Genomic DNA, 17,899 nt, shown 5'->3' with positions numbered 1-17,899 from the left:
TTCACGACCGGAAGAGAATAGCATGTGGGCAGTCACGGCATCCGAACCCAGGCGCCGTTGCCCGCGGATGACTTCACCGCAGCATCGATGAACCGCACCCCTGCCAGGCCGTCCTCGACGGTCGGGAAGATCACCTCGGAATCCGGTTTTTCGCCGGCCGCTGCCGCACGAATGGCGCGCGCCGCCTCGGCATAGATCGTCGCAAAACCTTCGAGGTAGCCTTCGGGGTGCCCCGATGGAATGCGGCTGACGCGGGCGGCCTCGCCCATGGCGCCCGCCCCGCCGCGCGTCAGGAGCTGCTTCGGCCGGCCGTACGGCGTGAACCAGAGATGGTTCGGAGTCTCCTGCGCCCATTCGAGGCCGCCTTTGCTGCCGTAGACGCGCAGCGTGAGCCCGTTCTCATTGCCGACGGCGACCTGGCTCGCCCACAGCAGGCCCTTGGCGCCGCCTTTCCACTTCAGCAGAATCTGCACATCGTCATCGAGCCGCCGCCCCTCGACGAAGGTCGACAATTGCGCGAGCAGTTCGTCGAGCGCGAGCCCGGTGACGAAGCAGGCCAGATTGTAGGCGTGGGTGCCGATGTCGCCGATACAGCCGCCGGCGCCGGACCGGGCCGGGTCGGTGCGCCATGCCGCCTGCTTCTGGCCGGTGGTTTCCAATGGCTCGGTCAGCCAATCCTGCAGATACTCGACCTTGACGAGACGGATCTCGCCGAGATCGCCGTTCGCGATCATGGCGCGCGCTTGCCGGACCATGGGATAGCCGGTGTAATTCTGCGTGACGACGAAGATCCTGCCGGTCTTCCTGACGAGCGCCACCAGCTCCTCGGCTTCCGCAACGGTCGTCGTCAGCGGCTTGTCGCAGATGACGTGGATGCCGGCTTCGAGGAATGCTTTCGCGACCGGGCTATGCATGTGATTGGGCGTCACGATCGAGACCGCCTCGATGCCGTCCGCTCTCGCCGCTTCAGCCCGCGCCATCTCCTCGAACGAGCCATAGGCCCGGTCGTCCGCGATACCGAGCTCCCTTGCGGAAGCCTTGGCGCGAGCCGGATCCGAGGCGAGCGCGCCGGCCACCAGCTCGAACTGGTCGTCGATGCGCGCGGCAATGCGGTGGACCGCACCGATGAACGCACCCTGGCCACCGCCGACCATGCCGAGACGGATCCGACGATGGCCGCCGGTTTCATTGCCTGCTTCGATCGCCATGTTGCAACCTCTGTTCAGGAGATGCCGAGCATCTTGCGGTTGGCGGCAGCGTCAGTGCCGCGGCCTGCGAAATCGTCGAAGGCCTTCTCCGTCACCCGGATGATGTGGTTCCGGATGAACTCGGCGCCTTCGGCCGCGCCCTGCTCGGGATGTTTCAGGGCACATTCCCACTCCAGCACCGCCCAGCTGTCGTAGTCGTATTGCGTGAGCTTGGAGAAGATGGCGCCGAAATCGACCTGACCATCGCCGAGCGAGCGGAAGCGGCCGGCGCGGTCAACCCAGCTCTGGAACCCGCCATAGACGCCCTGGCGGCCGGTCGGGTTGAACTCGGCGTCCTTGACGTGAAACGCCTTGATGCGCTGGTGGTAGATGTCGATGTAGTCGAGATAGTCGAGCTGTTGCAGCACGAAGTGCGAGGGATCGTAGAGCAGGTTCGCGCGCGGATGGTTGTTCACCCGCTCGAGGAACATTTCGTAGGAGACACCGTCGTGGAGGTCTTCGCCAGGATGGATCTCATAGGCGAGATCGACACCGTGCTCCTCGGCAACGTCGAGGATGGGGCGCCAACGCCTGGCGAGCTCGTCGAAGGCGGTCTCGATCAGGCCGGCGGGGCGCTGCGGCCAGGGATAGACATAGGGCCAGGCCAGTGCGCCGGAGAACGTCGCCTGCGCACCAAGCCCGAGCCGCCGGGACGCCAGGATGGCGCGCTTGACCTGATCGACGGCCCATTCCGTGCGGGCCTCGGGGTTGCCACGCACCTCCGGCGCGGCGAAGCCGTCGAATGCCGCGTCATAGGCCGGGTGAACGGCGACGAGCTGGCCTTGCAGATGGGTCGACAGCTCGGTGATGGAAAGGCCGTGGCGTGCTGCGATGCCCTTCACCTCGTCGGCATAGGTCTGGGACTCCGACGCCTTGTTGAGGTCGAACAGCCGCCCATCCCAACTCGGGATCTGAATCCCCTTGTAGCCGAGCGAGGCCGCCCATCCGCAGATCGCATCGAGCGAGTTGAACGGCGCCGCGTCGGCCGCGAACTGAGCGAGGAATATCGCGGGACCTTTGATCATCTTCATCGCGTGCCTCCTTCCTTGGGCTTTTTTGGGCGCATGCCGCTATGGTGCGAGCGCACAATTTGGTGCGAGGATGCCGGCCATCAAGGCAGAGAGCAATAGGACTGCGCAGCAGGGCTATCGCATTTGGGATTTTTCCCTGCGGCCATCCTTCGAGACGCCCGCTTCGGGCGGGCTCCTCAGAGCCTGACTCAAAATAAGTAATTGATATCTCAGATTCTGACCAGTCTGCGGGAGAGCATGCGGATGCTTGCGATGAGAAGCCACGCCTCGGCGCTGGCGATGGTTGCCTCGAAGTCTTTGGCCAGTCGTCGATTGCGACCGAACCAGGCAAACGTACGCTCGACGACCCAACGTCGAGGTTCGGCCTTGAACGTTCCGACGCTCTGCGAACGAGTGACGATTTCAATCGTCCATTGGCCCAGATCAGCAATGGCCTCGAGCAACTTTGGACCACGATAGACGCGATCGGCGAAGATGTGGCGCAGGTTGGGGAACAGGCGACTCGCTCTTTCCACGTCATTGCGAGGAGCCCTTGCGACGAAGCAATCCAGAGTCTTTCCGCGGAGGGATTCTGGATTGCTTCGCTGCGCTCGCAATGACGGGGTATGAGGCAACTGCATTGCTCTTTCAGCTCGCATCTTGCTTGCAGACATGCCTTCGCGATCTCGCGGCTGATTTCGCCCGAGCTTTGCTTGTTCACTCCGCCCTCTTGAGCCAAGAGGGCGCAGGGAAGGCCGGGTGCTGACATCGCACCCGCGGTCCGCTGCGCGAAATGCACCGCAGGAAGAACCGCACAGCAGCATACAGGTGGTGCCGATCACTCGGCCTTCCCTGCGCGATGGTCGGACGGCTTATGCCGCGCTCTCCCGGGAGCCGAGTTCCTTCCGGCCTCCCTCGCGCCTCGCGGAATTCACCGGCACCCGCGCCGGTTGACGCGACTGCCGCCTCCGCAAGCGCTTGACCGTAGCAACGACGGCCAGGACCACACGGTTTTGCCGTACGCACGGCCCGCCATTTCGCCCGCAGTATTTCCAACTCCGTCGACGAAGCCGGAAACTTACTGACGAGACGAGACCTAGCAGCGCCGTTCGTCCGCGCGCGGCCGCGAGCTCACCGGGGACTACCCTCCCTGCCCGCACCCATCGCGCCCGACGCTGCCGCGTCCACCGCAAGCCCGGCTCGCGATCAAGACGACGACGCGATCGCCCCTCAAGATGAGCCGGGATGGGGTGAGGTGTACGAGATTTCCGAAATTCGGTAACGGGGAATATTTTCGCGGGGAGGGGTTGACGAGAGTGCGAAACAGGGCGGGCATGCACTTGATCCGGGTGCACGCCGAACCGCTCGCATCAATGCGCCCTCTCCCTCTACATTTATTCTTTTCGTAAACCGTTGTTCGCCCTGCGTCAGATACTGCCGAGCGCAGTACTAGCCATCGATGGCAAGCGCAAAATAGCCAGCTTCCATATCTCAAGGCGCAGTGTGCGTTCAAGCTGGCCGGACTGGTGGAGACGCACGGCATCGCCGCGAAACCAGCGGGTGATCAGGACGAAATCATCGAGGATTTGTCGCAGATCAAACACCTAGGTTTCGACAAGGACGGAAAACTTAAGGATCGTCGGCAAAGACGAACAGCGAGAAGCTCTTGCACGATCACCGCACGAAGGAGGCACGTTATCATGCGCGTGTTCTTCGAAGTGATGAAGGATTTGAGCACGGGGACGCACGACCAGGCGACCGCTGGGATGCAACGTGATACCGCCATGAGACACGGTGGAACCCCCTGGAGTTTAAGTGTAGCCTATGGAATGTTGCGGGATGGGGTGGGGCAATGTCGTTGGAGTTGAAAGACTGGTTTACAATTTTTGCTCTTTGTATTTCCGCCGCAGGCGTTTGGCTGGCGTATAGAAAATTTCGGATAGACACCAGACCCAAACAACCCGTCCTCAGGGTTGAGTTGATCTTACTGCCTGAAGCAGCGTTACATCATGCAGCCACGGGGGACCGAGAGACTGTTCCCTTTTACATGGGGCGTGCGTTTGTTGAGTTTGGCAAGGCGTCGCTCACTCAAGCCGTATTCATGTTCCATCACGAAGAAAATGGGGACACGGATTTTATCCCTGGCTACTTTGTCGACCCTAAAGTTGACTACCATCAAGCCATTGCGTCGAACGTCCTGCCGAGCCAGAACCAGCCATCACTTGGTGAAAGTGAGGGTGTTGAGATCCGCGTGCATCCAAAGGCGGTGAAGAGATTTAACGAATTGGTAGACACCGCAACGACCTTGGTTTTGCAAATCGACATTATGGGCAGGCCGCGAATGGAAAGTCAGGAAGTCCAACTGAAAAAGACGTTCCAAGAATTTCAAGTTCACCCCGATATAGACAAGTCGGAATCTGCGTGAGGTCCGTAGGATGAGTAGACCGAAGCGAAACCCATCGATACAACCCGACGTGAAGCGTGATGGTTTTTTTGCAAGAGCTCTACCCGTCCTGCGACCTACCTACGCCCGATCAACTGGGCGATCTCCCAGACATGGCCAGAAGGATCGGCGAAGGATGCGGTTCGCCGTCCCCATGGACGATCGATCGGGCCATTGAGCAGATCGACACCGATCTCCCGAAGGGCGGAGCACACCGCATCGACGTCACCGACCCTGATCGTCAGCAGCGCACGGGCCCCCGCGGGCGACGGCGCGACCGGTAACGGCTCTATGAGCTCAGGCGCCTGGGATGCGTCGAGAAGATTGATCAGGAGGCCGCCGAATTTCAAGACGGACGAGACGTCATCCTCCCAGACGGTCTCGGCTGTAAAGACCTTGGCGTAGAACGCCTTTGAAGCCGCGATGTCATCCACGAACAGCGTGATGACTTCAACTTCGCTTGGCAGACCTTTGACCATGTCGCCACACTCTCCCACCGTTCCAGCGCGTGCTTGCAGACAGCACAAGCGGCGTGCCGTTCAAATAGACCGGCGCCATGCATCAGGCTGAGGTCTACCGGACTATGAAATGGGAGCTTGGCAGATGTTTGGTAGCGGGGGTCCGCTACATCGCTAGACCCACTAATTCGGAAGCTCTGTTTTCTTACCGGAGAGCAGCCTAACTCGGAACGTCGGATCTCGATAGTTCGCCCAAAACCGCCGTCCGTGCGCGATCCTTCGCCGCCAAAGATGGTTGGGGAGTAGGTTCAAATCGGGGAGGCGCAACCACCGATACCGACATTCGGTTCAAGTTGCGATCTGATGGCTTAAGACCACTGCGTCCCGAACGCAGTGAGCATCTCCTAAGTCATTGACTTTCTTGATACGGCAGCCCCGTCGGTCGCGTTCTGTTCACGTTCGTTTCACCCAATTCGTTGCGATTTCATTGCGGCATTCCCCGACGAGAACGTCAGTTCGCCTGCGACCGTCTTGACGTAAGCACCCTAAAATCCTGACTGAGTGGCTGATTGAGAGATAACGACGAGTAGAGAACAAGGAATGACTTACGGGTCGCACCACTGGGCTTATCCGACCGAAAGTGGGCATTCGTCGCACGATCATAGTCATAGCACCGCCTGACATCTGAACACGCGCTACTCTGCCACGATCGACAGGTTCAAAGTCGGCAACCATCTTTGCTTGCTCTTCCGCGCACGAATTAGCCAATCGATCCGCGCAGTCCCCTCCTCACTTACCTACCGGCGCGCCTTGCAAATGACGCAGCCTGGCCAGGCGGCAAGATGTCAGATTCGTTATTCGTCAGCGCTCGGGAAATGCTTCGAACGCGTTCAGAACTTTCTCACTGAAGAGAGCGAGATTGGAGAGAAGTCCGGGAACTCGTTCCAGCGGGATCGCCCTTTGCTCGATCGCTCTGTTGAAAACACGCAGCAATCTTGCAAGACCATAATTAAGAAACGCGCGCTGTGTTTTCCCAGATTTCGGAACGGCCAGCGCATCGCCTTCAATGATGATCTGATTCCCGGCGCGAGGATCCATCTCGAGCACGAATGTTTTGCACGCGAACGCGAATTCAATCTCCTGAGCGGTCAGGATCACACGCCTCAAGGTTCGCTACCTCCATCAATTTCGACCAGCAACACCACATTCGCTGAACAGACCCTGCGGGCAAATGCTTTGATACCATCCCTGGCGTACGTAGTTTCTGCTGAAAGCAGCCCTCCACTATCTGCTATCGCAGTCTCTGCCGTAGATCGCGTTGGCGGCGGCAGATCATGCCGTGATTTCACGAAGAGGGCGATTTGTTCTTGGCGGACCCAAGCGAGAGCCGCTATATTTGGCGACCGTCGCACTGGTAAATCGCCCTTCAACGAGCAGACCCAATCATCGGAGCAAGATCGTGTATCGCCCACCTGAAATGCAGGTACGGTTTCCGCGGGACGATGCAGGCCTGCGGATGATGCAGCTGCCAGATCTGAGTATCAACTACGCGCCGATCGATCCCGACTTTCTCGACCGCCCGGTTATCTCGGTCTGCATTGAGACCCGGCAGAACGATGACGAATTGCCGATGCACGTGCATAAAAAGGGGCAGTTGGTCGTGGCCTCTCGAGGCTCGGTCATGTGCCGGGCGCCGGACGGTCTCTGGATTGTTCCACCGCAGGGGGCGGTCTGGATCCCGGGAGGCGTCCAGCATAGCAATTGCGTCTCATCATTCGGCAAGATCTACTGCGTCTTCATCGACCCCCGTGCAATGAAGCTGCCGTCCGAATGCTGCACGTTCACGATCTCGCCCCTTGTGCGTGAGCTGATCGACAGGCTTGCCGCGTTCCCTCCGCTATATCCTGTGGGCGGACCGACGAGCCGGCTCGCCCAGGTCTTGCTCGACGAACTGGTGCAGATGGACTCCGAGCAGATGTATCTGCCGATTTCACGCGACATCCGCCTGCAGCAACTCGCTGCGGCTCTCCTGCGCGATCCCGGTGACCGCAGCACGCTCGACGAATGGGCGGAGCGATACGCGATGAGCGAAAGGACTCTGGCGCGTCTCATTCAGAAGCAGACAGGATTGACATTTGGCCGCTGGCGCCAGCGTCTGCATATTCTGGTGGCACTCCAACGGCTTTCGGCCGGAATATCGGTTCAGACTGTTTCACAAGATCTCGGCTATGAAACGCCAAGCGCCTTCATCACGATGTTCAAGAAGGCCCTGGGCAAGAGCCCCCGCCGGTATCTGGCCGATCGAAAGAACAGCGGTATCTCGACGACAAACTGACGACAGCGAAAGTCGCTCTCACAAACCCAGATAGGCGCGCCGGACCTCCTGGTTGGTGAGCAGAGCGACACCCGTGCCTTCGAGTACAACATGTCCGTTCTCCAGCACGTAGCCACGATCGCCGATCGACAGCGAGTCCGCGACGTTCTGCTCGACCAGCAGGATGGTAGTCTTCTTGGCATGCAGCATTTTGACAATATCGAACATTGCCCGAGTCAGTGATGGCGAAAGCCCGATAGACGGTTCGTCGAGCATGATGAGTTCGGGTTCGGCCATGATGGCGCGTCCGATCGCCAGCATCTGCTGCTCGCCGCCCGACAATGTGCCCGCAGCCTGCAGCCGCCTTTCCAGGAGCCGCGGGAAGAGCCCATAAACCTGCTGCATGTTGCCCGATCTGCGGGCTCTTGCCCGCTTGAGCGAGCCACCGATCAGCAGATTCTCCTCGACCGATAAATTACGAAACAGCTCGCGACCTTCCGGTACCTGCGCGATACCGAGTTCGCAGATCTCCCATGGTGGAAAACCCGCAATATTGATGCCGCGCCAACGTATCTCGCCATCCAGGGGCCGGACGACGCCCGCGATCGACCGAATAAGAGAAGTCTTGCCGGCGCCGTTTGCGCCGACGACGCTCAGCAGCTCCTCCGGATAGATGCTGAGCGATACTCCGTTAAGGGCCGTGGATCCACCATAACCCACCGTAAGAGACTGGACCGTGAGAAGCGGCTCGTTAGGCACGGAACCCCTCCCCGAGATATCCGGCGACGACTTCCGGATGGCTGACTATGTATCGTGGTGTGCCTTCGGCGATCTTCGCGCCATGATGCAGAACGATAACATGCTCGGCGGCTTCCATCACGATGCGCATGACGTGCTCGACGAGCAGGATCGACAATCCCCTCTCGGCCAGACGCCTGAGCACCGCGACCACGGCGGCAGCCTCAGGAGGCCGCAGCCCTGCCATCACTTCGTCCAGCAGAAGCAGGCGTGGCCGGGTCGATAGCGCCTTGGCAGTCTCGAGCATCTTGCGGTCGGGGAGCGTCAGCTTGCTGATGGCGGCATCGGCCTTCGGTCCGAGCCCCACCATGTCAAGCGCTTCGCGCGCTGCGTCCCTCGCCTCACTCACCTTTCGGGTCCAGCTGAACGCACCGATCATGACATTCTCGAGAACGGTCATGTCGCGCATGGGTCGGACGACCTGGAAGGTACGGCCGATGCCGATTCGGCATATGTCCTCTGCCGGAAAGCCGGTGACGATCTCGCCGCGGAACCTTATCGATCCTTGCGTCGGCGGGAGGGCGCCGGCAATGAGATTGAAGCATGTCGTCTTTCCGGCGCCGTTCGGTCCGACCAGCGCGGTGATGCCTTCGCCTTTCAGGCGGAAGCTCACATTGTCGACGGCAAGCAATCCGCCAAACCGGCGCGAGACGCCATCGAGCTCGAGAAGATCAGTCACTTCTTGACCTGCTCCATCTGAAGGTTGCCGAACCAGGAAAACCTGGTGATGGATTTGGCCGAATTGACAATCGCTGGCCAGATCCCATCCGGCAGCAGCCAGACGGCGGCAATCAGGACGAGGCCGTAGCCGACGTTATTGAGACCCGGAATCCCGAACTTGTTGCCGATCGCGCTCGCGAGATGATCCAGCGGCAGCGTGATGAGAGTCCCGATCAGCGGCCCGAACGCCGTTCCAAGACCGCCGACGATGGGACCGACCAGGATGTCGACCGAGATGCCCATGCCCATGATCGAATCCGGAAACACCGAGCCTTGAACCAGCGCGAGCAGTCCCCCGCCGATCGCGGCCCAGGCGCCGGAGAACGAGACGACAAGGATCTTGTGCAGGAACGTCCGCACACCGAGCGCGCGTGAGGCATCCTCGTCGTCACGCATCGCGCGCCATACATAGCCGAGGAAGGATTGCCGAATGAGCGCCGTGGCACTGACGCCGAGCAAAACTGCGGCAAGCGAAACGAAATAGTAGAAGCGCGCATCACCACGCAACATCCAGAACGAGTTCGGCCCGGAATGCGCCGGGAAGAACAAGCCTTCCATGGCTCCGACGAATTCCCAGCCGCTGAACACGACGCGAGCAAACTCGGCCGCAGCGATCGTCAGCAGCGCGAAATAAATGCCTCGGACCTCAAAGCGAAAGCTCAACCAGGCCAGCGTCGCGCCGACAATGGCTGCCAGCGCCATGCCGACGACCAATCCGAACCACGGGCTCAGACCGTATCGGATGTTGAGGACCGCGACCGAGTAGGCGCCGATACCGACGAACAGCGCGTGACCAATCGAGAGCTGACCGCCGAGCCCCAGCATGATGCTCCACGACTGACCGATGAAGGTGAACAGAAACACGATCGTCAGCAGCGAGATCAGATGAGGGTTCAATACGCCGCCGAGCATGGCCAAGACGGCGAAGGCGGCCAGACAGCCGATAACTGCACCACGATCCGGTAAGGCATCACGTTTCTTTTGCACCGAAGAACCCTCTTGGACGCACGATAAGGACAATCATCAGCAGGCCGTAAGACAACGCCGACTTCAGCGAGGGGGCAAACAACAGCGCCGCAACTGCTTCCGTGAGACCGATCGTCAGCCCGCCGACGAGAGCTCCCACGAAGCTTCCGAGGCCGCCCACGATAACCGTGACGAACGCCAGCAGCGTGAAATCGACGGCGAGGAACGGCTGGGCATCGAACAAGGGCGATATCAGCGCACCAGCAACGCCCGCGCAGGCCGCGCCGATTCCAAACGTCATCGCGTAGATCTTCGGGATCGGCAGCCCGACCATCAGGCCGCCCAGCCGGTTGTCGGCGGCGGCACGGATGAACCGACCGAATGTCGAGTATTTGAGAAACGCCGCGAGCGCCAGGATCATCACTGCCGCAACCGTTGCCGCCTGCAACCTGGCGAGGTCTAGCCGGATCGGCCCAAGGGCGATGGTCTCGAAGGAGAGGCGCGAGACCGAGGGGCGCGGGTCGGGCCCGAACGCGATCAGCTGCGCTCCGCTGAGGACCAGCGAAATACCGATGAACAAAATGAACTGGATATGGTGCGGCCGCGTGACGAACCGCTTCACCACCAACGTCTCGAGCCCGTAGCCGAACACGAACAGCAGAGCGCCGGCGCTGACGGCCGCGACGATCGTCGGAATCCCCCACCAGGCTCCGGCGCAATAGCCGACATAAAGACCGAACACGACCATCGCACCGTGCGCAAAATTGACGATGCGGATGACGCCGAAGATGATCGTCAGCCCCAGCGCGATAATGCCGTAAACGAGACCCATGAGGATCCCGCTTGCAAGAACATTGCCCCACAACGTCAGCATCTAGCGCTTCTCGAATGGGACGAGAGGATACTGCGCCTTGTACTCGGCTATGCCATCGGGCCCGACTACGCGCGGCTTCGATTCCTTTGCCTGCAGCACGGTCACGGCTGCCCCGGTGTTCTGCCCAGTGGCATCGAACCTGATCGGACCGCTGTACATGAGGATGGGCTTCAGGTCCGTCGCCTTCAGCGCGGCGTGAATCTCGGACGAGACCGCCGATTTGGCGCGCACGACCGCGTCGGCCACGATCTGGACCGCCTCGAACGCGCATCCCGAATTGGCATCCATCCATTCGTTGGCATAGGTGGACTGGAACCGATCCACGATCGTCCTTGCATCTGCGCCCTTCGGATTGTACCAGAGGTTCGAGGACATCGCGCCATCAGCATACTTTCCAAGCGCGTCGTAGAATGCCTTGTCCGGCACGCCATTGCCGTTCGGCGAGAAGATCAGCTTAGGATTCCAGGCCTGTTTGATGCACTCCCGGATGATCATGATAGCGTCGTTGACGCGGGTGACTGAGACCAGGGCATCGGCGCCGGATGCCTTGGCTTTTGCCACCTCGACCGAGAGATCGCGTGCCTTCTCGTCGTAGGGAATATATTCGAGAAGCTTGACCGGCAAGTCGAGTTCCTTCCAGGCTGCATCGAGGCTGGTCGCCGTCGACGTTCCCATCGTGTTGCTCAGATGCAGGACGACAGCGCCCTTTGGAGGATCGTTGACGCTCGTGACCAGCGCTCTCATTTCGGCAAGCGACTGGCGGACGATCGTGGCGGCAGGCGGATAGAAACGAAACACCTGCGTGAAGCCCTGCGAGGTGACCTGGTTGGCGCTCGCGATGTGCACGACCATGGGCACCTTTGCCGCTTCCGCGGCCTGCAAGGCCGAGATGGTCGCGCCGGAGTCCCACGCACCGATCAGGACGTTGCATCCTTGCTGGATCAAAGAGTCGGCTGCGATCCTGCCGTTCTCCGGCTTGCTCTGCGTGTCCGCGTGGACGACGGTCATATCGACGCCATAACGCTCCCTAGCAAATTTGGCGCCGAGATCGATGCCACGCACGCAAGCCTGGCCGGGGAACGCAAGTATGCCGCTGCTCGGCATGATCGCACCAACCTTGACGGGCGGCGGCGCTGCCGCGCGAACCCAGGGCGCCATCGTCGCAACCGCGAGCCCGACAGCGCCTTTCATCGCCGCACGTCGGTTGATCAGTGGTCCCTTGAGGCTGGTCATCGAAGTCTCCGTCTATGAGAGAAGCAATGCTTGCATAATTCAGGTCGCCTTTTCCGTGCCGCCGGGATCGAGACTGGCGGGCACCGCAAATTGCCCGTGCCTGTAGACAAGAGGCTCGAGATCGTCGCGATGCTGTTCTGCCAGCACCGCTCCGACAAAGACCGTGTGCGTGCCGGTCGGATGCACCCCGATGACGCGGCAGTCGAAGCTGCAAAGCGCACCGATCAGAATGGGCGCGCCAGTTCTGAGCGAGCGCCATTCCTCATCAACGAAGCGGATGTCGCCTTTGCTGCCGTCAAGCCCGGCGAACTTCTGCGCGAGCGGCACATCACAGGAGGACAACAGGTTCCAGCCGAACGAGCGCGTCTTGACAATCGTGTCGTGCGCCCCTGCCGATTTGTTGATGCAGACGAGGACCGTCGAAGGCTCGATGGACAGCGAACAGGCGGCGGTGACGGTCAGACCGTGGCGCGACGGATAAGATCCGGACGTCACGATCGACACCGCGCCAGCCACCCTTCTCAGCGCCCGCTTGAACGATGCGCTGTCGACGAGATTGTTCGGGTCGAAATAGGCTTCAGCAGTCATGGCGTCTCTTCCGGCTTTGACACACGGTTCCAGGCGAGCGGCGACAGCGACCTCGCTCATGCTTTGGCCCGCTCGAAGAACTGGATCAGGTTGTTCTGGGGATCGCGGATCTGGGCCGCACGGCCGTGGCTGCCCATGTCGCGGATGCCCGAGATGTTCGTCCCGCCCGCGTCGACGGCTTTGGCCAGCGCGCCTTCAAGCTTCTCGACTTCGAAGACGACAACGGCATTCGAGGACGGCTCCACGGCCGATTCGCCCAGACCCGCGATGCAGAATGCGGCGCCATCCGTTGCGAACTGTATCCATCGCTCGCCATCGGCGAAACGAACCGGCATACCGATCTCACGATAGAATTGCGCCAAGGCCTCGGGGTTCGACGCGGTCAGGTAGGCGTGCTTGATTTTCATGGACTGACCCCGTGCGACTTCGACGCCGGCGACAATTGATCCTTGATGAGCTGCTCTTCGGAATCGTCATAGAGGGTGTCGATCAGGGACTTGTACCGCTCCATCAACGGCTTGCGGCGTTTCTTGCGCGTCGGCGTCATGACGCCGGTGTCGGGCGAGAGTTCTTCCGGCAGGATGCGGAACGACTTGATCTGCTCGACGCGCGCGAGCCGCATGTTGGCTTTTGCGACTTCGCCCTCGATCAGACGGATCACAATCTCGGATTTGGCGAGGTCTTTGTACTCCTTCACCTGCTCATCGCGCGACCGCGCCCAATCCAGGCCGGCTGTGGCATCGACTTCGATCAGGGCCGTGAGGTACTTCTTGCCCTCGCCGATCACAGCGGCTTCAGAGATATAAGGGCTCTGACGCAGTTCGTTCTCGATCTGGGTCGGGCTGACCGATTTGCCACCCGAGGTGTTGATGATCTCCTTCTTGCGATCGACGAGCTTGAAAGCCCCATCGGGCTGAACCTGGACCACGTCCCCCGTATAGAGCCATCCATTCCTCAGCGCGGATTGCGTTTCCGCAGGCTTGTTCCAGTAGCCACTGAAGAGGCCCGGACCGCGCACGATCATTTCGCCGTCTTCGAGAACCCGGGTTTCCCAGGCTGGGTCCTGAACCGGAATGCCGACAGTGCCGGCCTTGGACCAATCCGCCATCTGGCCGAGATTCCCGCCTACCATTTCGGTCTGGCCGTAGCACTCCTTGAGGTTCAGTCCCCAGAGCTGCCACAGGGTCATGACTTCCGACGGCATCGGCGCCGAGGCGGTGTAAGGATAGGTGAGCTGATCGAAGCCCACTTCGGCGAGCAGAGGACGAAACATCTTCTCGCAGCACACCTCGAACAGACCGTCGAGAAAGGGATTCGCTTCGTGGCCCGCCTGGCGGTGCGCGAGCACCGTCTTCGCAATCCGCATCGCGTGCTTGTAGTCTTGGCGGAACCGAGCCGATCCGGACTGGACCTTGCTAAGGATCAGCGCCGCATTGCGCTGATAGAACCGCGGCGGCGCCATGTAGAAGGTCGGCTTCACTTCGCGAATCGTTGCGGCGAATTCGGCCGTGGTCTCGCCGAAATAGGGTACGACGCGCGTGATGAGCGGCATTGTCGTGGCTTGCGCGCGGGCGACGGTGTGGGACATCGGCAGGTGCACGGCGACCCGCTGCGGCTCCGTTGCGAGCGGTGGACAGAACGTGATGTTCGTATGTGCCCCCGCAAGCAGTGCCGTATGGCTCAGAATGGCTCCCTTGGGATAACCGGTCGTTCCCGAGGTGTAGCCGATCGTTGCGATATCGGAGGCTTTCGCAGTAGCGGCTTCTTCGGCCAGTGCCGCGCCGGCATCGACCGTGACCCCGCGGACAAAGTCCGCCAGCGTCGTGACGTTATTTGCCGGCGAAGCCCCGCTCCAGCCGGGATCCATAATGATGATCTTCTCGAGTGCGGTCGCCTGGCTGCCAGAGAGAAAGGCGCGCAGCTGCAGCTCGCAGCCGACAAAGGCAACTCGCGCCCCCGAATCCCGCAGGTAGTAGTCCACTTCCTCCGGCGAAGAGGTGAAGTATATGCCGACCGTCACGGCGCCGGAGCAGATCGTGGCCATGTCGGCCAAGAGCCACTCCTGCGACACGTCCCCCATGATCGCGACGCGGTCGCCGCGATTGAGCCCTACCGCCTTCATTGCGGCGGAGATACGGCAGACGAGCGAAGCGTAGTCCTGCCAGCTGGTGCGAAGCCATTTGCCGTTTCGCTTCTGACAAAAGGCGACCTCCCCGGCTCGCTCGGCGCTTCTGGCCCTCAGCAGGCTCGGGATCGTCACGTCCGCATATTGGGCGCCAGACGTCCGCGTTGGCTCTGTCATCGTCCCTTCTCCGCGAAACGCTTGCGCTTCTCGGCGAAGGCAGCGACGGCCTCGCGGCGCTCGGGGCTCGCAAAGGTCAGCGTTTCCAGCGCAATCGACGTGTCGAGCAGAAGGTGGGTGTACTCCTTGATGATCTTGTTGACCGAGTATTTGGTCCAGGCAATCGCTTCGCGCGGACCGCTCGCCAGCATTTCGGCATATTCGATCGCGTGGTCGCGGACGTCGTGTTCGGTCACCACCTCATTGATCATCCCCATCGCCGCCGCTTTTTCGGCGGAGATGAACTCGCCCGTCATCAGATAGTGCTTGGCGCGCGCCGGCCCGATCAGGAGCGGCCAGATGACGGCGCCGCCGTCACCGGCGACGACGCCCGCCGTGACGTGGGTATCGGCGAAGCGTGCGCTAGATTGGGCGAAGATCACGTCGCACATCAGGGCGAGCGTCGCTCCCAGCCCGACCGCGGCACCGTTGACGGCGGCGATGACGGGCGCCTCGACCTCCAGGATGTTACGGATCAGGTGACGTCCGGCCCGCGTCGGCGACGGGATCGCGACTTTGTCGAGCGACTTCTGGTCGCCGCCCGAGCAGAAACCGCGGCCCGCGCCGGTCAGCACGATGGCGCGGACGTCCTTGTCGGAATCGAGATCGACGAAGACGCGCTCGAGCTCGTGGTGCATCTCCCAGTTCACGGCATTGAGGAGCTCGGGGCGGTTCATCGTCACGACGACGACGCCGCTGGGACGCCTGTCAACGAGCAGATACGTGTAGTTATAGGACATCATGGCCGTCTCCTCAGGCCGACTTGGCCGCCGACGAATCGTTATGCGGACGCATCGCCCTGATCCTGTCGAGTATCTCGTCGGTCGGGCGAACGACGTTGCTGCGATCGTTGAAGTGCGGAATGACGTAGCGGCCGACCATTTCGATGCCTTCCATGATCTTCTCGTGAGTCACGGAGTCGAGATGCAGCAGCACCTCCTGGATGCCCATCGCCTGGAATTTCTCGATCTGGCGGATGACGGTATCGGGGCTTCCGCACACCGTGGTGCCCGAATGATTGAGCAGATAGTCCCAATCGCGGCCTGCACGCTCCATTGCGGGCACGCTCTCGCTCATATAGGAGTAGTCGTCGGCGAGCTTGGCGAGACGCGGATAGGCGTCGGTCGAGATGCGCGCGTAGTGCATCAGCGCTTCGGCGTAGTCGTCCTTGGCGGCCTGATCGGTCTTCCCGATGCCGAAGAATAGCGGCACGCCGACGCGCGGGCGATCGAGAGGACCGGTCTCGTCGCGCTTCCAGGCCTTCTGATAGGCATCGATCAGCTTCTGCTGATTCTCGAAACCCTGATAAATCGTGGCGCTCATGAGAGCCAGGCCTTCCGCGCCCGCCCAGGCGTGGCTGCGTTCGCTCGTCGCCGCAATGCCGATAACGGGATATGGCTTTTGCACTGGCTTCGGCACCAGCATGCGTGGCGGCACCTGATAGTACTGACCATCGAACGTGAAGATGTCCTCGCGCATCGCCTTACGCAGCAGGGCCATGCCTTCTTCCATCTGCGGCAAGGTTTCCTTGGGGTCGACGTTGAAAGCGCGCATGGCGATCGTCGTGTTCGCGCGGCCGCAATACATTTCCATCCGCCCGTGAGACAGAATATCGCTGACGGCGAGCCGCTCAGCCGAACGCAGGGCATGGTTGATGCGCTGAGGCATCAGGGTCACCGCAGTGCGGAGTCGAATCCGCTGGGTGACAGCCGCAAGATAACCGAAGACGACTTCGGGAGCCGAACTCGATATGCCACCGAGTGCAACATGCTGCTCCGACAGCGCGACGAAGTCGAAGCCCATCTTCTCGGCGAGCCTGGCCTCGTCGACAAGTTCGTGCAGTCTGCGAGCATAGCTGTGTCCGACCTGCGTTTCCTGCTCCGACCACAATCCAAACTTGAGTGACATGCATCGTTTCCCTTTGCGTCGCCTCTGATGCAAAGAGACTGTCATAGGTCGAACGGTATTTTCTCCCGAAGGTGATGCCGAGAGATATGGATTTCCCTATTTTCTGCTGCACGAGGGAAGCGGGGCGTGATGCGCGGTCATTGCGGATTCGGAACGGAAAAACCCCGCAACGTAGTTGCGGGGTCTTGATGCGATGTCGGCAAGAGCGACGCGGAAGTCTCAGTCTATGGTACGGAAGAAATTCGCCAGAAGGCCGCCGACATCATGCAAACATTGTTCTCCGATTGCAGCCGTCGATCCATGCGGATCGCCGACGATGCCATTTCTGGACACGGACACGATGCCGTTCTTCCACATCAGATCCAGTTGATCGGGTGTCAACGCGCCGAGATGGCCGCGCACGAAGCGATCGATGCGGACACTCTCAGGCCGAAGCTTGAGCATCAGAGACGTTTCGGCGATATCCGCGTGACCACCGACATTCTCTGGATCGCCTCCGGCAGCCTGGACGGCATGCCTCCAGCATCCGATCCAGGCTTGGGAGTCCGTATAGGCGGCGATGCGGGCCTGGCCGTCGGTTGCCCGGAGCAAGCGCGGCAGCATGTCCGCCAGAACAGGAAAATTGCCGATATGGCCCGAGAACAGCAGAATGCGCCTGAAGCCGTGCAGGGCGAGGCTGGTACAATAATCCTGGCAGATCGCCTCGAACGTCTCGTTGCGCAGGGAGATTGTCCCTGACAGCGCTAGGTGATGCGACGAGCAGCCAACCTTGATGGTCGGCGCAATGAGCGTCTTGCCAAGTTCTTGAGCGATCAACACTGCCAGATGCTCGGCATGATCGGCATCCATGCACAGGGGCAGATGGGGTCCATGCTGCTCGATCGCGCCGCACGGCACGAGCACGGTGTCGAAGCCGTCCTTCAACGCAGCCGCCACCTCCTCGAACGTCATGAGCTCGAGCTTCAGGGCGTCCGCGGATGCATCGACCGTCATCTTGCT

18 protein-coding genes and 1 pseudogene are annotated in these 17,899 nt (G+C 60.9%); 2 read left to right on the top strand and 17 right to left on the bottom strand.

The window, feature by feature from the left end:
* Nucleotides 1-32: 32 nt before the first annotated feature.
* The 4 genes and pseudogenes from BDOA9_RS12490 to BDOA9_RS38800 form a co-directional block, all read right to left on the bottom strand.
* Nucleotides 33-1,208, bottom strand: coding sequence for a Gfo/Idh/MocA family protein (locus BDOA9_RS12490; RefSeq protein ID WP_025034271.1), 1,176 nt, complete (start codon nucleotides 1,206-1,208; stop codon nucleotides 33-35).
* A 14-nt stretch (nucleotides 1,209-1,222) separates the two neighbouring features.
* On the bottom strand, nucleotides 1,223-2,278 hold the full coding sequence (locus BDOA9_RS12485) for a sugar phosphate isomerase/epimerase family protein (protein WP_025034270.1): 1,056 nt from the start codon (nucleotides 2,276-2,278) through the stop codon (nucleotides 1,223-1,225).
* A 209-nt stretch (nucleotides 2,279-2,487) separates the two neighbouring features.
* Nucleotides 2,488-2,772 (bottom strand): annotated as a pseudogene (locus tag BDOA9_RS39410) (transposase); the annotation flags it as partial.
* 912 nt (nucleotides 2,773-3,684) lie between these two features.
* Nucleotides 3,685-3,861 carry a hypothetical protein gene (locus BDOA9_RS38800; protein ID WP_192859562.1) on the bottom strand — a complete coding sequence of 59 codons (177 nt, stop codon included), beginning with the start codon at nucleotides 3,859-3,861 and terminating at the stop codon, nucleotides 3,685-3,687.
* Between the two features lie 248 nt (nucleotides 3,862-4,109).
* On the opposite strand from BDOA9_RS38800, the gene BDOA9_RS12475 reads away from it, so the two are divergent.
* Nucleotides 4,110-4,682 (top strand): hypothetical protein, encoded by a 573-nt coding sequence (locus BDOA9_RS12475; protein ID WP_025034268.1) that lies wholly within the window; start codon nucleotides 4,110-4,112, stop codon nucleotides 4,680-4,682.
* 95 nt (nucleotides 4,683-4,777) lie between these two features.
* On the opposite strand, the gene BDOA9_RS12470 is transcribed toward BDOA9_RS12475, so the two are convergent.
* Together BDOA9_RS12470 and BDOA9_RS12465 are read right to left on the bottom strand one after the other, a co-directional pair.
* On the bottom strand, nucleotides 4,778-5,179 hold the full coding sequence (locus tag BDOA9_RS12470) for a VOC family protein (RefSeq protein WP_025034267.1): 402 nt from the start codon (nucleotides 5,177-5,179) through the stop codon (nucleotides 4,778-4,780).
* Between the two features lie 840 nt (nucleotides 5,180-6,019).
* A complete protein-coding gene (locus tag BDOA9_RS12465) occupies nucleotides 6,020-6,325 on the bottom strand; it encodes a hypothetical protein (protein ID WP_025034266.1) in 306 nt (101 codons plus the stop codon).
* Nucleotides 6,326-6,677: 352 nt separating this feature from the next.
* Between BDOA9_RS12465 and BDOA9_RS12460 the strand changes: the two genes are divergently transcribed.
* Nucleotides 6,678-7,493 carry an AraC family transcriptional regulator gene (locus BDOA9_RS12460; RefSeq protein WP_025034265.1) on the top strand — a complete coding sequence of 272 codons (816 nt, stop codon included), beginning with the start codon at nucleotides 6,678-6,680 and terminating at the stop codon, nucleotides 7,491-7,493.
* 18 nt (nucleotides 7,494-7,511) lie between these two features.
* Here BDOA9_RS12460 and BDOA9_RS12455 read toward each other — a convergent pair whose 3' ends face one another.
* From BDOA9_RS12455 to BDOA9_RS12405, 11 genes are all read right to left on the bottom strand, one after another.
* Nucleotides 7,512-8,231: an ABC transporter ATP-binding protein gene (locus tag BDOA9_RS12455; RefSeq protein ID WP_025034264.1), complete on the bottom strand. Its 720-nt coding sequence runs from the start codon at nucleotides 8,229-8,231 to the stop codon at nucleotides 7,512-7,514.
* A complete protein-coding gene (locus BDOA9_RS12450; protein ID WP_025034263.1) occupies nucleotides 8,224-8,949 on the bottom strand; it encodes an ABC transporter ATP-binding protein in 726 nt (241 codons plus the stop codon). The genes BDOA9_RS12455 and BDOA9_RS12450 overlap by 8 nt, the downstream gene beginning before the upstream one ends.
* A complete protein-coding gene (locus BDOA9_RS12445; RefSeq protein WP_244521472.1) occupies nucleotides 8,946-9,977 on the bottom strand; it encodes a branched-chain amino acid ABC transporter permease in 1,032 nt (343 codons plus the stop codon). The genes BDOA9_RS12450 and BDOA9_RS12445 overlap by 4 nt, the downstream gene beginning before the upstream one ends.
* On the bottom strand, nucleotides 9,961-10,830 hold the full coding sequence (locus BDOA9_RS12440) for a branched-chain amino acid ABC transporter permease (protein WP_025034261.1): 870 nt from the start codon (nucleotides 10,828-10,830) through the stop codon (nucleotides 9,961-9,963). Before BDOA9_RS12440 ends, BDOA9_RS12445 begins: the two co-directional genes overlap by 17 nt.
* Nucleotides 10,831-12,063: an ABC transporter substrate-binding protein gene (locus BDOA9_RS12435; protein ID WP_025034260.1), complete on the bottom strand. Its 1,233-nt coding sequence runs from the start codon at nucleotides 12,061-12,063 to the stop codon at nucleotides 10,831-10,833. It lies immediately after the preceding gene.
* Between the two features lie 39 nt (nucleotides 12,064-12,102).
* Nucleotides 12,103-12,651 (bottom strand): flavin reductase family protein, encoded by a 549-nt coding sequence (locus BDOA9_RS12430; protein ID WP_025034259.1) that lies wholly within the window; start codon nucleotides 12,649-12,651, stop codon nucleotides 12,103-12,105.
* A 56-nt stretch (nucleotides 12,652-12,707) separates the two neighbouring features.
* A complete protein-coding gene (locus BDOA9_RS12425; RefSeq protein WP_025034258.1) occupies nucleotides 12,708-13,058 on the bottom strand; it encodes a VOC family protein in 351 nt (116 codons plus the stop codon).
* A complete protein-coding gene (locus tag BDOA9_RS12420) occupies nucleotides 13,055-14,911 on the bottom strand; it encodes an AMP-dependent synthetase/ligase (protein WP_244521471.1) in 1,857 nt (618 codons plus the stop codon). The genes BDOA9_RS12425 and BDOA9_RS12420 overlap by 4 nt, the downstream gene beginning before the upstream one ends.
* 38 nt (nucleotides 14,912-14,949) lie before the next feature.
* Entirely contained in the window at nucleotides 14,950-15,735 is a 786-nt protein-coding gene (locus BDOA9_RS12415) for an enoyl-CoA hydratase/isomerase family protein (protein WP_025034256.1), read from the bottom strand.
* 10 nt (nucleotides 15,736-15,745) lie between these two features.
* Entirely contained in the window at nucleotides 15,746-16,900 is a 1,155-nt protein-coding gene (locus BDOA9_RS12410; RefSeq protein ID WP_025034255.1) for an LLM class flavin-dependent oxidoreductase, read from the bottom strand.
* A gap of 219 nt (nucleotides 16,901-17,119) precedes the next feature.
* Complete coding sequence (locus BDOA9_RS12405; RefSeq protein WP_025034254.1) at nucleotides 17,120-17,893, bottom strand: creatininase family protein; 774 nt, start codon at nucleotides 17,891-17,893, stop codon at nucleotides 17,120-17,122.
* Between the last annotated feature and the right edge of the window lie 6 nt (nucleotides 17,894-17,899).

Origin of the sequence: Bradyrhizobium sp. DOA9 (assembly GCF_000617845.2) — a bacterium.
Taxonomy (GTDB): domain Bacteria; phylum Pseudomonadota; class Alphaproteobacteria; order Rhizobiales; family Xanthobacteraceae; genus Bradyrhizobium.
This window is presented reverse-complemented; position numbering and strand designations above follow the sequence as displayed.

Coding starts and splice junctions, on each gene's coding strand:
- BDOA9_RS12490 (WP_025034271.1), bottom strand. CDS start 1,208: ATGGCGATCGAAGCAGGCAATGAAACCGGCGGCCATCGTCGGATCCGT.
- BDOA9_RS12485 (WP_025034270.1), bottom strand. CDS start 2,278: ATGAAGATGATCAAAGGTCCCGCGATATTCCTCGCTCAGTTCGCGGCC.
- BDOA9_RS12475 (WP_025034268.1), top strand. CDS start 4,110: ATGTCGTTGGAGTTGAAAGACTGGTTTACAATTTTTGCTCTTTGTATT.
- BDOA9_RS12470 (WP_025034267.1), bottom strand. CDS start 5,179: ATGGTCAAAGGTCTGCCAAGCGAAGTTGAAGTCATCACGCTGTTCGTG.
- BDOA9_RS12460 (WP_025034265.1), top strand. CDS start 6,678: ATGCAGCTGCCAGATCTGAGTATCAACTACGCGCCGATCGATCCCGAC.
- BDOA9_RS12440 (WP_025034261.1), bottom strand. CDS start 10,830: ATGCTGACGTTGTGGGGCAATGTTCTTGCAAGCGGGATCCTCATGGGT.
- BDOA9_RS12435 (WP_025034260.1), bottom strand. CDS start 12,063: ATGACCAGCCTCAAGGGACCACTGATCAACCGACGTGCGGCGATGAAA.
- BDOA9_RS12430 (WP_025034259.1), bottom strand. CDS start 12,651: ATGACTGCTGAAGCCTATTTCGACCCGAACAATCTCGTCGACAGCGCA.
- BDOA9_RS12425 (WP_025034258.1), bottom strand. CDS start 13,058: ATGAAAATCAAGCACGCCTACCTGACCGCGTCGAACCCCGAGGCCTTG.
- BDOA9_RS12415 (WP_025034256.1), bottom strand. CDS start 15,735: ATGATGTCCTATAACTACACGTATCTGCTCGTTGACAGGCGTCCCAGC.
- BDOA9_RS12410 (WP_025034255.1), bottom strand. CDS start 16,900: ATGTCACTCAAGTTTGGATTGTGGTCGGAGCAGGAAACGCAGGTCGGA.
- BDOA9_RS12405 (WP_025034254.1), bottom strand. CDS start 17,893: ATGACGGTCGATGCATCCGCGGACGCCCTGAAGCTCGAGCTCATGACG.